We start from the raw sequence: 11,713 nt of genomic DNA on the forward strand, positions 1-11,713 counted from the left end.
TTCCTGTCGAAAATCAAGCCTGGTCATCTTTCAAAATAAACTCCCTGTTAAGCTGGATCCCCATCACACTATGAACATTTTGTTACATCTCCATAAATTAACGGCTTATAAGGAGAAAGATAGTATAATAAAGATGGTGCCTGTCACCAATTGTGCCATATACATCATGTAAACCACTGAAATGGTGCCTGTCACTAATATCCAAAAAAAGGAATGATTGATTTGGTGCGAAATGTGCGTGTGTGGTATGAGGGTGCGAAGTATCATGTGACGAGCAGGGGGAACCGGAAGAGCTCGTTGTTTTTGGAGGATGAGGATTATAAAAGATATTTAGATATAATAGAAGAAACAAAGGTGCGTTTCCCGTTTGATCTCCATTCTTTCTGCTTAATGACCAACCATACCCATCTCCAGGTTAAGACCCTCGAAACTCCCCTTAGTACGATCATGAGTATTCTCAATACCAAATATGCGAAGTATTTTAACAAAAAGTATGAGTTAACCGGCCATGTATTCGAAAAACGTTATGGTGCGGAGCTGATCAACTCTCGTGAATACGAGATTGATGTCAGTAAATATATTCACCTAAATCCGGTAGAGGCCGGATTGTCTGCATACCCTGAAGATTACCCCTGGAGCAGCTATCGGACTTATATTTATGGAGAAGTCCATCCACTCATAGACCCCAAACCTATTCTCTCCTACTTTCCCTCCCCTCCAGCTCAATTTTATCAGGAGTACATGAATGCGTTACCAACCGATCGATTTTTCTGGGAAGATGGAAAAATTCTGAAGAGGGAAGGAGTGTGGTTCCGATGTGGGCAAGAGTAACGAGTATTGGCTTAAAAGGGATGGAAGGTTACCGTGTGAATGTGGAAGTAGGTACATATGTGGGAAATGACTCGTTTAAAATTGTCGGATTGCCGGATGCTGCTGTGAAAGAGTCGAAGGAAAGAATTGTTGCTGCCCTTGGTTCTCTAGGGTATATCCTGCATGGGAACAAAATTATTATTAATCTATCACCCGCAGACCAAAAGAAAATCGGTCCTATGTTTGATTTCCCGATGGCGATTGGTCTACTGCTTAGTTTGCATGAGTTAGAGGCAGTCATTCCAGAGGATGCCGGGTTTCTAGGGGCCTTATCACTTAGTGGGGCGGTTCATCCCGTGGAAGGGATGCTACCAGCCATATTAGCCTCTCGGAAGTTAGGAATAAAGAGGCTTTATGTTCCGGTTGATGACCATCTGAGCTTGATTTTGCCGATTTGGAAATTATTCATGTGGCATCCCTAAAGGAGACTATTGGTCATCTGACCGGCCAATGGAATCCGCCTGCTTTGAAAAAGGCAGGAGCGGGAACGTGTTATGTAGAAAATCGATATTTAGATTTTCAACAGATAGTTGGTCAAGAGGATGCGAAACATGCTCTGGAAGTAGCAGCGGCGGGTGAGCATCATGTATTAATGACGGGTCCTCCCGGTTGTGGAAAAAGCCTGTTAGCGGAGAGTTTTCTATCGATTCTGCCGCCTCTTACAAAAGAATCGCAACTCGAAGTACTTAGCCTTTACAGCTTGAGTCGAAATACTTATGAAAGAAGTCTCTTTCCGCCTTTTCGAAACCCACATCATTCTGCTTCTGGGATTGCGATTATCGGAGGCGGCCAATTTCCAAGACCTGGGGAAATTTCTTTAGCCCATCATGGCGTATTATTTTTGGATGAAATCGGAGAGTTTTCGAAAAAGACATTGGATATGCTGCGCCAGCCTTTAGAGAGTGGTTTTATCACCATCAGCCGTACGCATGCCTCTATTACTTATCCTGCTTCATTTATGTTAATCGCGGCAATGAATCCCTGTCCCTGTGGCTATGCAGGATCCAATACTCATTATTGTACATGCTCCACTAAGCAGGTTTTATCTTATCAACATCGTCTTTCGGGTCCATTAAGAGATCGGTTTGATATTAATCTATCCTTACGGCCAGTAAATTTTGAGGCAGCGATCAAATTAGGCGAGGGGGAGCCATCAAAGGTGGTGCGTGAAAGGGTGAAGGAGGCAAGGGAACGGCAGTATTTTCGTTATGGGAAGGAAATAATATGTAATGGCAGAGTGTCCTATGAACTGATCATGCAGACAAGTCCGCTATCCGGAACCCAGCAATCTCTTCTGCAGGGGCTTGCTATCCAACAGAACTGGAGCAACCGAACCCAAATCAAAATCATACGCCTCGCCCGCACCATCGCAGACCTGAAAGGAAGTCTAAACATAACCGACCAATCCATCCAAGAAGCCATTCAACTTTGGTGCCTGTCACCATTAGTCATTAATCCATAGTAATAATGGTGACAGGCACCCATTTCTCATATAAATAGCAGTAAGCTTATTGCCATGACAGCCATCCCGCCGATTAGGCCATAGATTGAGAGATGGGCCTCGTCATAGCGTTTGGCAGCAGGCAGTAGTTCATCAAGTGAGATAAACACCATAATACCAGCAACTGCAGCAAAAATGATTCCAAACATGATGTCATTAAGAAAAGGCATCAAGAACAAATAGGCAACAAAAGCCCCGATTGGCTCTGATAATCCGGATAAAAAGGAAAGCTTAAAGGCGCGCTTTTTATCTCCTGTGGCAAAATACACCGGGACCGAAACCGCGATCCCTTCTGGTATATTGTGAATAGCAATGGCAACAGCTATTGCTATTCCGAGCTTAGGGTCTTGCAGAGCGGAGGTAAAGGTGGCAATCCCTTCTGGAAAGTTATGAATGCCAATCGCAAGGGCAGTAAAGGTTCCCATCTTTAATAAATCCGGCTGTTTTCCAGTCATATTAGGATTAGGGGTATTCATATCCTCCACCGTCTTCAGTTCATGAGGATTGCTTTGCTTTGGGATAAATTTATCAATACTCGCGATCAACAACATCCCGGCAAAGAAACCTGCCGCCGTAAGCCAGTTCCCAGGCTGAACTCCTAAGGCATCGACAAGGGCTATCTTGGCTTTGGTAAAAATCTCAATCATCGATACATAAATCATAACCCCAGCTGAGAATCCCAGCGTAACGGATAGAAACTTTGTATTGGTATGTGAAGTGAAAAAGGCAAGGAGGCTGCCAATTCCTGTTGCAAGGCCTGCAAATAATGTTAATCCAAAAGCTAATAACAAATTTTCAGTCACCCGCACATCTCCCCTTTCTATATTCGCCTAAAAATAAACATCCAAAATGAATCTCCACGGCATATGGAGTAATTATACTTTATATGCAACAAACTAAAAATATTCTCCTATGGAAAACCATTCCTTCCGCCTAGACAAGCCCAAAAAAAAGATGCAGTGAAAACACTGCACTTAACTTCAGAATAGGAAAAAAGGTGACAGGCACCATTTCCACTATTTATTTTTATTTTATTCTTCGTCTTTGTTTTGTTGTTTTTTCTGGTGTTCTTGGAGGGCCAGGAGGATGTCTTGGACGTCGATTTTGCCGTCGTTATTTAAATCCTGTAAGGTGTTTTCTGGTGCTGCCGGCGGTGTTGGGGCAGAACCAGTTGAAGGAGCAGTCCCGGCAGTACTTGCAACAGCGGCCGCAGAACCTTTTGATTTCCCTCCGACAAAAGTGAAAACTAAGAGGATGAGAACTAACAATCCTGCTATACCATCAACAATATAGAAGATAGTAGAATAATCTGACCAGAGCATCTTGCTGGTGTCAACCTTTTTCTCAGAATTAGCGATATATTGCTTGATTTCCGAATGATTCGGATAAATCCGCTGAACCGCCTCGAATTTCTCTAAGGCGTGCTTATAATAGCCGCCCCAATATAATTCCAATCCTTCTTGGAATAACTTATCGGTATCACTCTTCGTATTTCGGACCCCGGCCTGATTGACAAATTCCTTCACTGTATTCACAGGGACAGCAAAATTAAAACCTTGGACTTCCTGGCCGTTGACGGTATCGCCTCTAAAGGTTAATAATCCAATGATTTGCCCTTTTTCATTAATCACTGGGCCGCCGCTATTTCCATGTGTGGCTGCAGCATTAATTTGAATAACCGGGCTGCCTTGTTCAGTCTTTTTCGAGGTGGCGGAAATTTGACCGGCAGTCATGGAAGATACCAAGGACGAATCTGGTGATAAAAGATCCGAATCCGCCGCTGCAGGATAACCGCTTACCCAAATATTATCTTGGTTTTGAATATCATCTGAATTTCCAAGCGGAATGGTAGGCAGGTTTTTCCCTTCAATTTTTAAGACGGCTACATCTTTTCCTTCATTAATAGGGGCGCCGTAGCTTTTAACTTCTCCATCAAGGACATCCCCGCCGGGTAAGACAACCTTTAATACTCGCTGAATGTTGGTGTATTGCGTATAAGCAACCATGTAGTTATAGGCAGTCTCGTAATCCACTTTAAAATAATCAGCAACGATGGAGACCACTTGTTCAAATGCTTCATTGGCAATGTCTTCATCTTTCTTTTGCGTAGCCTCCACAACATGGGCATTAGTAACAATATAGCCATCGGAGCTAATGATGGCACCAGATCCGGAGCCGCCCACTACTGATTGATTGTTGAGTTGTTCAAGGATGGCGATCACTTCTGGATCATCGGGGTTGTTAAACTGCCAGCTGACCACGGCATAATCGACAATCCGAACGACTGCCGGTTTTGTATATTCAGCAAGCTTTTGTGCCTGTGCTACTTTTCCTGCTTCTGGTTTTAGATTGATAAGGAAAAATGAGGCAATAATTACTGCGATAAGCAGCAGACTTATTGGTATCGTAAAGAAGGCCCTTTTTTTCAAAATACCACCTCTTAGTTGATTTAATTCACTTTTGCAATATATTCCATGTTATGGGAAAGGGAAATTGTCTTATGTTAAATTATTAAAATTTGATGAAAATTTTTTAAGTCTTAAGTACTAGAATATTGTGTTTTAGCACACGATGGATTAATGTTAATGAAAAAAAGAGGTATTGATTTGTATCTGTATTTGGAGGTGTATATGGTGAATAAATTGAAGGTAATGACGGTGTTCGGAACCAGACCTGAAGCCATTAAAATGGCGCCGCTTGTAAAGGAATTAGAAAGATATTCCGATGAAATCGAATCGATCGTGACCGTCACAGCTCAGCACCGAGAAATGCTCGATCAGGTGTTAACTATCTTTGAAATCATCCCTGATTATGATTTAAACATTATGAAAGCGAGACAAACTCTAATCGATGTAACAACTCGCAGCTTAGAGGGGCTAAATCAGGTCTTAACGGATGTGAAGCCTGATCTTGTCTTGGTTCATGGGGATACGACGACTACCTTTGTTGCGAGTCTGGCAGCTTTTTATCATTCCATCCCCATTGGTCATGTGGAGGCGGGGCTTCGAACCCATAATAAATATTCACCCTATCCGGAGGAAATGAACCGTCAGTTGACAGGTGTATTGGCAGATCTTCATTTTTCTCCAACCATTCAATCCAAACGTAATTTATTGGAGGAAAATAAACAGGAGAGCGCCATATTTATCACGGGGAATACTGCTATTGATGCCCTAAGAACAACAGTAAAATCTAACTATTCTCATCCTGTATTAGAGAAACTTGGGCATGATCGTCTGATTTTAATGACCGCACACCGACGGGAAAATACCGGAGAGCCGATGGAAAATATGTTCCGTGCCATCCGCCGGTTAGTGGAAAAACATGCGGATATACAGGTTGTTTATCCTGTTCATATGAATCCGGCTGTACGAGAGATTGCCAGTCGGATTTTAGGAGACAATGCCCGCATCCATTTGATTGAGCCATTAGATGTGATTGACTTCCATAACTTTGCTTCAAAAGCTTACTTGATTTTGACTGACTCCGGCGGTGTGCAGGAGGAAGCTCCATCTTTAGGCGTACCGGTACTGGTGTTAAGGGATACAACAGAACGGCCAGAAGGAATCGATGCTGGGACATTAAAGCTAGCCGGCACAGATGAAGAAACGATCTTTTCCTTTGCAGATGAGCTGATTACAAAAAGGGGTGCCCATGATAAAATGGCCAAAGCCTCAAACCCATACGGAGACGGTCACGCCTCCAAACGTATCGTCGAAGCGTGCCTGTACCATTTTGGACATAGAACCGACAGACCCAAAGATTTCGGTGATGAGAAGTAATCCAACTGGTGACAGGCACCTTCCGTGGACACTGTCCGTCCTCGATGGATAATGGCAAAATGTATTAAAATAATAGAAAATAAACCATTCATCCGCGTCTATTGCAGATAGAGGGTGAATGGTATCTTCAACTTAATAAGGGAGAGTATTATTATGAAATTAAAAAAGATTCATCATATTGCCGTCATTTGCTCTGATTATCAAAAATCAAAGGACTTTTACATAAGAATTTTAGGACTTACCCCAATTAGAGAAGTGTACCGGGAGGAGAGGGAGTCCTATAAACTGGATTTAGAAGTGGGAGGCCAATACCAGATCGAATTGTTTTCCTTTCCGGACCCGCCCTCAAGGCCGAATCGTCCAGAGGCTGTTGGCTTAAGGCATTTGGCATTCGAAGTGGAAAATATAGAGGAAGAAGCAGCTGAGTTAGTAAAACACGATATACCTGTTGAACCGATCCGCGTTGATCCCTATACAAACAAAAAATTCACCTTCTTCGCTGACCCTGACGGTCTGCCCATTGAACTATATGAAGGGTAAACCGGTGCCTGTCACCATTACTACTATGTTCATCTAGGAATCCCATATTCACTTGGGGACCAAGAACCGTAACCGCCGCTGTAATGCGGGTATGGTTGATAGCCTCCGTAATTAGTTGGATTTAAACCAGGGTAGGGAGCAGGAGCTGCAACGGGATGTCCATAGCCCGCAACAATACCGGGACCGAATCCATAGGGTCCTGGATTTGGATTCGGTGGTAAGGCCCCGTAAGCTCCATACCCTCCATACCCGCCCGCTGCTGAGGCGGCACCATTCAGCAACCCAGTTCCTAAATAACTTAATCCCATTCCTAGCAAACTGCCTAATGCCCCAAGACCTGTACCTGAATTTGAAGGATACCCGTGATGATTGTGCCCTGTATGGTGGTGATGGCTGTCTTGATAGTGGTGTTCTTGGTGGTGATGATTTTCGTGCTGTTGTAGCTGATGATTTATCTGATTGTAATGGGATTTTCCTGAATGAGATTTCCCTCCCCCTTGATGTTGGCTTCTAAGCTGATGGTTTAATTGGTTTCTAAATGGTAAATACACTATACATACTCCTTTCAAAATTACCTAATCTTCCACATAGCCTATGAAACAACACCAATAATTCTTGGGTATCAGCCTGCTTTTGGCCAAAATAGGAAGGAATCCCCACGGTGCCTGTCACCATTAACACTACAATGATGTAAGTAACCTTCTAGGCAATAAATACGTCTTAAGTCTTAGATTTGTTTCCGTTTGTGGTCTATGGCAGGCAGGAGATTTTTCGTGTATTGTGGAAGTAGTAAATGTAATTTTCTTCTAATTTGCAGTTTTTTTGCAAGTTCGTGAAACATTCATTTACCTTAGACCGTATCAATATAAAGGATTATTATGTCAGGAGTCGATCCATTATGAACCCATTTGTTGCTTTCATCATTCGTTCGTTTGTGGCCGTACCCGTCACTGTTATTACATGGCTTGTATGCTATTTTCCCCTTGACTTTACATTCGGGGCATCCACCATCATTGCCATTCTAGGCGGCATTCTTACCCATGTCATCTTATCGTTATTTCAGAACATAGGTTATGTTAAAAAGCACCAGCTCACAAGGAAAGAATATCGTTATATAAAAAAAAACCTAAAAGAAGCGAAACTGAAAATCAGACGTTTGAATAGAAGTATCTTTAAAATCCGTGATATCTACTCGGTAAAACAACGAATCGATATCAATCGAATTACAAAAAAAATACACAAAATGACAACAAAAGAGCCAAGTCGGTTTTATAAAGCCGAGGAATTTTACTTTTCGCACTTGGATTCGATTGTCGAGTTGACTGAAAAATACCATTTCCTTTCCGCACAGCCAAAACAAAACCAGGAAATCGGGCAATCTTTGATCGAAACAAGAAGAACATTAAACGAATTAACCAAAGTCCTTGAAGAGGACTTGTACCGGGTCATATCTGATGATATCGATACCTTGAATTTCGAAATAGATGTCGCAAAGCACACCATTCAAAAGAAAAAAGAATTGAAATTTCCTGAAGAAAATAGGTGGTTAAAATGAGTGAACAAAACAATAAATCAGGAGACTTATTAAATGATATCCTCGCCGACCCGTTTGGTGATACGAGTCCGTTTGAGGTTGCTCCGAAAACCAATAAGCCAACAAGTGATGCCCGGCCTGTTAAGTTAATAGACGTCATACCTGAAGAAAATCGGGCCAAGGCTTACCAGCTCGCTGAGCAAATTGATCCGGCTAACCATCAGGCAATGATCGCTTACGGAACCCAAGCCCAAGGAAAACTGCTATCCTTTTCCCATACCATGCTTGAGCATGTCCAGAAGCAGGATGTTGGGGAAATCGGCGATATCATTAATGACCTAATGAAAAAGTTAAACGAGGTCAATCCAGAGGAATTAAAGGATGGGAAGCCATCCTTGTTTGCGCGTATGTTTGGAAAAATTTCAGGCTCCATCCAGGAAGTTCTTTCGAAATACCAAAAAACTGGGGCTCAGATTGATCGAATCAGCGTAAAGCTGGATCGCAACAAAAATGTCCTTTTGTCTGATATTAAACTGCTTGAACAGCTGTATGAAACCAATAAAGAATATTTCCATGCTCTTAACATTTATATTGCAGCCGGTGAAATTAAACTCGAAGAAATGGAGACCAAGATCATCCCGCAATTAAAGAAGGAAGCGGAAGCGGCCAATGACCAAATGAAGTTTCAAGAAGTCAATGATATGATTCAATTTGCCGACCGTTTAGACAAGCGCCTTCATGACTTAAAATTAAGCCGGGAAATCACGATTCAAAGTGCCCCGCAAATACGCTTGATTCAAAATACTAATCAAGCCTTGGTGGAAAAGATTCAATCATCGATTATGACAGCCATTCCATTATGGAAAAACCAAGTGGCCATTGCACTGACACTAATTCGTCAACGTCATGCAGTCGAGGCTCAAAAACAAGTTTCAAAGACAACCAATGAGCTCCTGTTAAAAAATGCAGAAATGCTAAAGACCAATACCATTGAAACGGCGAAAGAAAATGAACGCGGCCTCGTTGATATCGAAACCTTAAAGAAAACCCAGGAAAGTTTGATCTCAACTTTAGAGGAAACGATGCGAATCCAAGAAGAAGGCCGTCATAAGCGCCGGCTTGCCGAACAAGAACTAGCCAACATGGAAAACGACCTCCGCCTAAAACTACTAGAAATAAAAGGGAACAACCAATAAAAGCACAATGAAAAAGGTGACAGGCACCGCCTCAGGCGGTGCCTGTCACCTTTTCAACTATCTAGATATTAAAAATGGTGCCTGTCACTCTAGTTATTTACTTGGATGGTTTGGAGGTATTCTTCGAGGGTGAGTTTTTGGGTTGTGATTTCTTTGGCGGCGGTTTTGCCGACATATCGGAGGTGCCAAGGTTCGTATTGGTAGCCGGTGATGTTTTTCTTTCCTTTAGGATACCGGATAATGAAGCCATACTCGGCCGCGTGTTTTTCGAGCCACTTTGCAGGGACCGTTCCGGCAAAACAATCCTCGGCTGCACATTTGCCATCCCCGCCGGTTACATCAATTGCAAGCCCTGTCTCATGTTCACTCGTCCCCGGCACAGCACTATATGCCATCGCCTCTTTCACCCCATCTACACTCACATAGTGATTAAAAAGTGCCGTTTGGGCAGCATGCGAACGATAGGCGGACACTCCAAGCAGGCTTATTCCGTCTTGTTTGGCGCCAGAAAACAATTTTTCAATTGCTCGGGCAGCTTTAACGCGCAGCTTTCGTTTCTCGACCTTCTCATTAAAAATAAACGGGATGTCCGGATCCACCAAATCACTCGGTTTATAACGGTCAGGAAGTTTATTATACTTGTTGACGAGTACAGGAATAGCCGAAGGATTGGAGACGACCTCAACCAGCTTTTTGTTCCCTGGATCCTTAGACTTCTCTAAATTTATACTGTTTTTACTAGGGGCAGACGGCTGGTTTTCAACAAAATGCTGCCTCAGTGAACAGCCGCCCAGAACAGCAGCAAGCAACACCATAGGAATCATCAACAACCTTATTTTTCTCATCGAAAACGTCCTTTTTTAAAAATTTCACTCCCTCTTTATCATGGTCACAATTAAAGACTTTAAAACGTCATCGGATAGAGTGATGCTCTCTCAAAAAGTTCAGATTGAACTGTTAGACGCGGATGGGTCCAAAGCCTCTTTTTATTTCCTAATGAGTTTCATATATTTTGAATAAGCACATAAATCGTACGAAACGGCAAAACCATTGAAAAGTGGTGACGCAAAACTATAGGGGCTAAGGTTTATGAAGAGTAAACGACGCTTGCCAGTTACCGAACACGACAACTCCTGCGATTTATGTAAATCCAGAACCCGAGGAGGAAATCATGTGTTAAAACCACTTATTAAAATTAAATATTATTATCATTTGTTCCAGCACCGTCACAATCAACTCTTGCAACAAGATTGCATTTGCGAGGAATTAAAAATGAAGCTAAGGATCAAGGCCCTCTATCACAATAGCAAAGCTGTCGAAATAGGACTAAAAATGTAAATGGAATATATCTGAAAACAAGCCTGGGAGAATCTCCCAGGCTTGTTTTCATTGGTTTAACAAATCTTTACACCAGCTTGTCCATCTTTACATTAATCGGATGCTTCCCCGTACTTAGTGGCAGGTTCCGCGTCTCCACTCGGTCAAACTTTTGAACAAAATTACAATGGCGGCAGGCACGGCCAATCAATCTTTTTGTTCCGCAATGTTCATAATAGATCTCCTCATAACCGCAGACAGGGCATTCAATCATATGGAATATTTGTCTTTCTCCTAGTACCGCATCTAACAATGATTCAAAGTACATCAATTTATCCCCCTATCTATTATTTCTTTAAAGAATAGCAAATACTAAAAGTGAAAAAAGATGAAAATTGTCAGAAAGGATTAAATGGTTTTCGACATTCAGCAAAATGAGAAAATAGTCACAACATAAAGGAGAGAGCTGCATGAAAAATCAAAACGATCAAACAAGTGAAGGGCTAAACCAAATCTTTGAAATTATTAACGCTAAAGGAGATGAAGGAGAACTAAATGAAATAGTCAACCATTCAGATAAGGAAACAAGCCAAACAGAACAGCCACAGAAAAACAAGTAAAAGACTTAAATGCAGTCTAGGTCTTTGATTGTGGAAAAATACTCTAAAAAATGTGGATAGTTAACGAGGGTATGTGGATAAAACTGTGTGTTTTGGGGATAAACAAGAACAACTTGTGGATATCTCCGGATAGTTTCATGAAACTGCTGAATAATCAGAAAATATCCACATATTCTGTGTATAACTATAGATAAATTGTTGGTAACCTCTTGTTAATTGTGGATAATACCAGCCTATATGTTAATAACCTGTGAAAAAAATAATGTAATTAGTAAAACGGCCCTTTACATAAGGGTTGTTTTTTATTGCGTGCCCAGCAAGCCGTTAATTGCTAGTTGGTGAAAGTCCAATCC

Annotated in this window: 14 protein-coding genes and 1 riboswitch; of the genes, 9 read left to right on the forward strand and 5 right to left on the reverse strand. The window is 42.0% G+C overall.

The features are described from left to right. Positions 1 to 213: 213 nt before the first annotated feature. The 3 genes from GXK58_RS22985 to GXK58_RS22990 are packed head-to-tail and all read left to right on the forward strand — an operon-like array spanning position 214 to position 2,332. On the forward strand, positions 214 to 831 hold the full coding sequence (locus GXK58_RS22985; protein ID WP_237389759.1) for a transposase: 618 nt from the start codon (positions 214 to 216) through the stop codon (positions 829 to 831). Further along, a complete protein-coding gene (locus GXK58_RS27655; RefSeq protein WP_337248212.1) occupies positions 816 to 1,292 on the forward strand; it encodes a magnesium chelatase domain-containing protein in 477 nt (158 codons plus the stop codon). Before GXK58_RS22985 ends, GXK58_RS27655 begins: the two co-directional genes overlap by 16 nt. Next, positions 1,280 to 2,332, forward strand: coding sequence for a YifB family Mg chelatase-like AAA ATPase (locus tag GXK58_RS22990; protein WP_337248213.1), 1,053 nt, complete (start codon positions 1,280 to 1,282; stop codon positions 2,330 to 2,332). The genes GXK58_RS27655 and GXK58_RS22990 overlap by 13 nt, the downstream gene beginning before the upstream one ends. 26 nt (positions 2,333 to 2,358) lie before the next feature. On the opposite strand, the gene zupT is transcribed toward GXK58_RS22990, so the two are convergent. Continuing rightward, on the reverse strand, positions 2,359 to 3,174 hold the full coding sequence (gene zupT / locus GXK58_RS22995; RefSeq protein ID WP_160725528.1) for a zinc transporter ZupT: 816 nt from the start codon (positions 3,172 to 3,174) through the stop codon (positions 2,359 to 2,361). A gap of 228 nt (positions 3,175 to 3,402) precedes the next feature. After that, a complete protein-coding gene (locus GXK58_RS23000) occupies positions 3,403 to 4,800 on the reverse strand; it encodes a S1C family serine protease (protein ID WP_160725529.1) in 1,398 nt (465 codons plus the stop codon). A gap of 201 nt (positions 4,801 to 5,001) precedes the next feature. Between GXK58_RS23000 and wecB the strand changes: the two genes are divergently transcribed. Together wecB and gloA2 are read left to right on the forward strand one after the other, a co-directional pair. Continuing rightward, positions 5,002 to 6,153 carry a non-hydrolyzing UDP-N-acetylglucosamine 2-epimerase gene (gene wecB, locus GXK58_RS23005; RefSeq protein ID WP_160725530.1) on the forward strand — a complete coding sequence of 384 codons (1,152 nt, stop codon included), beginning with the start codon at positions 5,002 to 5,004 and terminating at the stop codon, positions 6,151 to 6,153. Between the two features lie 153 nt (positions 6,154 to 6,306). Continuing rightward, positions 6,307 to 6,693: an SMU1112c/YaeR family gloxylase I-like metalloprotein gene (gene gloA2 / locus GXK58_RS23010; RefSeq protein WP_160725531.1), complete on the forward strand. Its 387-nt coding sequence runs from the start codon at positions 6,307 to 6,309 to the stop codon at positions 6,691 to 6,693. 29 nt (positions 6,694 to 6,722) lie between these two features. Here gloA2 and GXK58_RS23015 read toward each other — a convergent pair whose 3' ends face one another. Further along, the gene (locus tag GXK58_RS23015; RefSeq protein ID WP_337248214.1) at positions 6,723 to 7,244 is read right to left on the reverse strand and encodes a hypothetical protein; all 522 of its coding nucleotides are present in this window, start codon (positions 7,242 to 7,244) and stop codon (positions 6,723 to 6,725) included. A 347-nt stretch (positions 7,245 to 7,591) separates the two neighbouring features. Between GXK58_RS23015 and GXK58_RS23020 the strand changes: the two genes are divergently transcribed. Both GXK58_RS23020 and GXK58_RS23025 read left to right on the forward strand, forming a co-directional pair. After that, a complete protein-coding gene (locus GXK58_RS23020; RefSeq protein ID WP_160725532.1) occupies positions 7,592 to 8,248 on the forward strand; it encodes a 5-bromo-4-chloroindolyl phosphate hydrolysis family protein in 657 nt (218 codons plus the stop codon). Then, on the forward strand, positions 8,245 to 9,423 hold the full coding sequence (locus tag GXK58_RS23025) for a toxic anion resistance protein (protein WP_160725533.1): 1,179 nt from the start codon (positions 8,245 to 8,247) through the stop codon (positions 9,421 to 9,423). Before GXK58_RS23020 ends, GXK58_RS23025 begins: the two co-directional genes overlap by 4 nt. An 89-nt stretch (positions 9,424 to 9,512) precedes the next feature. On the opposite strand, the gene GXK58_RS23030 is transcribed toward GXK58_RS23025, so the two are convergent. Beyond that, positions 9,513 to 10,268 (reverse strand): M15 family metallopeptidase, encoded by a 756-nt coding sequence (locus GXK58_RS23030; RefSeq protein WP_160725534.1) that lies wholly within the window; start codon positions 10,266 to 10,268, stop codon positions 9,513 to 9,515. A 185-nt stretch (positions 10,269 to 10,453) separates the two neighbouring features. After that, positions 10,454 to 10,545: riboswitch (cyclic di-GMP riboswitch) on the forward strand. A 51-nt stretch (positions 10,546 to 10,596) separates the two neighbouring features. Here GXK58_RS23030 and GXK58_RS23035 point away from each other — a divergent pair. Then, positions 10,597 to 10,761 carry a hypothetical protein gene (locus tag GXK58_RS23035; protein WP_160725535.1) on the forward strand — a complete coding sequence of 55 codons (165 nt, stop codon included), beginning with the start codon at positions 10,597 to 10,599 and terminating at the stop codon, positions 10,759 to 10,761. A 67-nt stretch (positions 10,762 to 10,828) separates the two neighbouring features. Here the strand turns inward: GXK58_RS23035 and GXK58_RS23040 are convergent, their stop codons facing one another. Next, positions 10,829 to 11,068: an acyltransferase gene (locus tag GXK58_RS23040; RefSeq protein ID WP_202171440.1), complete on the reverse strand. Its 240-nt coding sequence runs from the start codon at positions 11,066 to 11,068 to the stop codon at positions 10,829 to 10,831. Positions 11,069 to 11,210: 142 nt separating this feature from the next. On the opposite strand from GXK58_RS23040, the gene GXK58_RS27130 reads away from it, so the two are divergent. Further along, complete coding sequence (locus tag GXK58_RS27130) at positions 11,211 to 11,360, forward strand: hypothetical protein (RefSeq protein WP_202171441.1); 150 nt, start codon at positions 11,211 to 11,213, stop codon at positions 11,358 to 11,360. Positions 11,361 to 11,713 lie beyond the last annotated feature (353 nt).

This window comes from Bacillus sp. USDA818B3_A, from assembly GCF_009928415.1.
Lineage (GTDB): Bacteria > Bacillota > Bacilli > Bacillales > Cytobacillaceae > Neobacillus.

Excerpts from the sequence above, each read along its gene's own strand:
- wecB (WP_160725530.1), top strand. The coding sequence starts at position 5,002 with ATGGTGAATAAATTGAAGGTAATGACGGTGTTCGGAACCAGACCTGAA.
- GXK58_RS27130 (WP_202171441.1), top strand. The coding sequence starts at position 11,211 with ATGAAAAATCAAAACGATCAAACAAGTGAAGGGCTAAACCAAATCTTT.
- gloA2 (WP_160725531.1), top strand. The coding sequence starts at position 6,307 with ATGAAATTAAAAAAGATTCATCATATTGCCGTCATTTGCTCTGATTAT.
- GXK58_RS27655 (WP_337248212.1), top strand. The coding sequence starts at position 816 with ATGTGGGCAAGAGTAACGAGTATTGGCTTAAAAGGGATGGAAGGTTAC.
- GXK58_RS23020 (WP_160725532.1), top strand. The coding sequence starts at position 7,592 with ATGAACCCATTTGTTGCTTTCATCATTCGTTCGTTTGTGGCCGTACCC.
- GXK58_RS23030 (WP_160725534.1), bottom strand. The coding sequence starts at position 10,268 with ATGAGAAAAATAAGGTTGTTGATGATTCCTATGGTGTTGCTTGCTGCT.
- GXK58_RS23025 (WP_160725533.1), top strand. The coding sequence starts at position 8,245 with ATGAGTGAACAAAACAATAAATCAGGAGACTTATTAAATGATATCCTC.
- GXK58_RS23040 (WP_202171440.1), bottom strand. The coding sequence starts at position 11,068 with ATGTACTTTGAATCATTGTTAGATGCGGTACTAGGAGAAAGACAAATA.
- GXK58_RS22985 (WP_237389759.1), top strand. The coding sequence starts at position 214 with ATGATTGATTTGGTGCGAAATGTGCGTGTGTGGTATGAGGGTGCGAAG.